The sequence below is a fragment of the Bradyrhizobium sp. genome, assembly GCF_052389815.1.
Classification (GTDB): Bacteria; Pseudomonadota; Alphaproteobacteria; order Rhizobiales; family Xanthobacteraceae; genus Bradyrhizobium.
In genome coordinates this window covers 1-2757 of record NZ_JBQTHN010000128.1, presented here as the reverse complement: position 1 = coordinate 2757, position 2757 = coordinate 1, and the positions used below count along the sequence as shown (strand labels likewise).

Here is a 2757-nt window from a genome sequence, read left to right as displayed (position 1 = left end):
ATCCTGATGGGTTTCGTCTGCGATCAGGCCGGCCTGATGGAACGGCTGTTCAAGGCGTTTCGCGATCTGTTCGCGCCGATGAACGGTGCGCTTTACGTGGTGGTCATCGTCACCGCGACGCTGTTCGGCATCGCCGCCGGAACCGTGGGCGCGACGGTGGCGCTGCTCGGCATCATGGCCGGGCCCATGATGATCCGCGCAGGATACGACGTGCGGATGTCGGCGGGCGCGATCGCGGCCGGCGGCACGCTGGGTATCCTGATTCCGCCGTCGGTGATGCTGGTGGTGATGGCGCCGGTGCTCGACATCTCCATCATCGATCTCTACGCGGCGGCGTTCGGCCCGGGCTTTCTGCTGTCCGCCATGTTCATCGCCTACACCCTGATCCGCTGCTACTTCAATCCAAAGCTCGGTCCGCCCGTGCCCGTCCAAGAGCGGCCGGAATCGATGAAGATCGTGCTGTGGGAGTGCCTGGTCGGCCTCGTTCCGGTCACCGTGCTCACCGTCCTCACGCTGGGCGCAATTCTCGCCGGCATCACGACGGCTGCGGAGGCCGCGGCACTCGGCGCGCTCGGTGCCATCCTGCTGGTGATCGGCTACGGCAAGTTCACCTGGAGCGGCCTGCTGCAGGCCTGCTACAGCACGCTGGCGACCACCAGCATGGTGCTGCTGCTCGCGGTTGCCTCCAACGTGTTCGGAGCGGTGTTCGCCTGGCTCGGCACGGCCTCGTGGATGACCAATGCCCTGCTTGCCTCGCCGCTGCCGCCATGGGGCACGATGAGCCTGCTCCTGACCCTGATCTTCCTGCTCGGCTGGCCGTTCGAGTGGCCGGCAATCGTGTTCATCTTCATGCCGATGCTGGCGCCGGTGGCGAAGGGCCTCGGCTACGACATGGTGTGGTTCGGTTGCATCGTCGCGGTGGTCCTGCAGACCGCCTTCCTGTCGCCGCCGGTTGCCATGTCGGCCTACTATCTGAAGCAGGTCGTGCGGGAGTGGAACCTGCGGTTGATCTACCGCGGCATGGCCGACTTCATGGTCATCCAGGTGGGTTGCGTGATCCTGGTGCTCGTCTTCCCCGCGATCGCGATGTGGTTCCCGCACTGGCTGCAGGCCCGCCGGGACGCGGAGCGCAAGGTGAAGGTGCAGATCGAGCACGTGGTGCCGCAAACGCTCGCCACTGCGCCTGCGGCTGTCCTGTGGAAATGACCGCGCGGAGCCATCGCCGAAGGTGGCGCTAGCGCACGGCTGCACGGTCGCGCCGCTGGATGGTGCGCGGCGGCGCTGAATGATTGCAATCATTCCGGACCGGAAGACCGGTCAGCAGTCCTGCCGTATGGTCGATAGCGTGCGTTAAATTGGCGCTGAAAGCGGGCCGGGCACGTCACGTCCTTGGCCTCGATCGTGCATGGAGCCGAAGGCCATGAGTGACGAACTGTGTTTCCTCTCTGCCCGCGAGCTCCGCGCCAGGATCATCAACAAGGAAATCTCGCCCGTTGAAATCACGCGTGCCGTTCTCGCGCGCGCCGAGCGCATGCAGCCCGAGCTGAACTGCTTCATCACCCTGTGCGGCGATGAGGCGATGGCCGAGGCGCGGAGTGCGGAGCGGGAGGTCATGACCGGAGCGCCGCCCGGCCTGCTTCACGGCATTCCCTACACGGTGAAGGACATCGTCAACACCGCCGGCGTGCGCACGACGTTCGGCGCGGTGCCCTACAGGGACAACGTGCCCGACCGCGATGCCGTCGCCGTGGCGCGCATGCGGGCAGCGGGTGCCATCCTCATAGGCAAGACCACGACGCCGGAGTTCGGCACCAAGTGCCTGACCGATTCACCCCTGTTCGGCCGCACGCGCAATGCCTGGAGCGCCCTGCGATCGAGCGGCGGCTCGAGCGGGGGCGCCGCGGTGGCGGTGGCGAGCGGCATCGCGCCGCTTGCGATCGCGACCGATGGCGGCGGCTCGACGCGGATTCCGGCAGCCTGCAACGGCGTGGTCGGCTTGAAGCAGAGCAACGGCGTCATTCCCCACAGCCAGGTGCAGGACGCCTTCGGCAACCAGACCTATGTGACGCCGACGACGCGCACCGTCGCCGACACCGCCCTGATGATGCAGGCGATGGCGGGCGAGGACGCGTCCGATCCCTGGTCGATCGGATTGCCGGCGGGCGATTACGTCGAGGGATCGGCCGCTCGCGGCGATCTGCGCGGACGCAGGATCGGATTTTGCCTCGCGCCATCGGGCCGGCCCGTTGCGGCCGACGTCGCCGCTTCGTTCAGATCCGCGCTGGCGAAGCTCGAAACGCTTGGCGCCGAGGTCGAGGAAATCTCCGGCGAGGGATTTGAAGTGGAGCCGATCTGGCGCGCCATCAATCACACCGCCTGGCGGGCGCGGTTCGAGAAGCTTGCCGCCGATCATGGCGACGTCTTGAGCGAGACCTTCCTGAAACAGCTGGCGCTCGCCACCAAGGTGAGCGGCGTCGACTACCAGCAGGCGATGTTCGAGCGCACCGCGCTGTTCCGCGGGGTGCAGGCGTTGCTGCAGAAGTTCGATATTCTCGCCATGCCGACCATCACCCGCACCGCGCTACCGATCGATCAGGACCTGTTCGGCACCATCGAGATCGACGGCAAGGTATTGAACGACGTCCGCCCGAACTGGTTTCCCTGGACCATGCCGTTCAACATGACCGGCCATCCCGCGGTCAGCCTGCCTTGCGGCTTCGGGACCGATGGCCTGCCGATCGGCATCCAGCTCGTCGG

General features: G+C 66.5%; 2 protein-coding genes. Both read left to right on the top strand.

The genetic code is table 11. From position 1 onward, the window contains the following. Positions 1-1206, top strand: a 1206-nt coding sequence (locus ACT4OC_RS20855) for a TRAP transporter large permease (protein WP_444840924.1), incomplete at its 5' end; no start/stop codon positions are given. A gap of 214 nt (positions 1207-1420) precedes the next feature. After that, positions 1421-2757 (top strand): amidase (locus ACT4OC_RS20850; RefSeq protein ID WP_444840923.1); only part of this gene is annotated, 1337 nt, incomplete at its 3' end.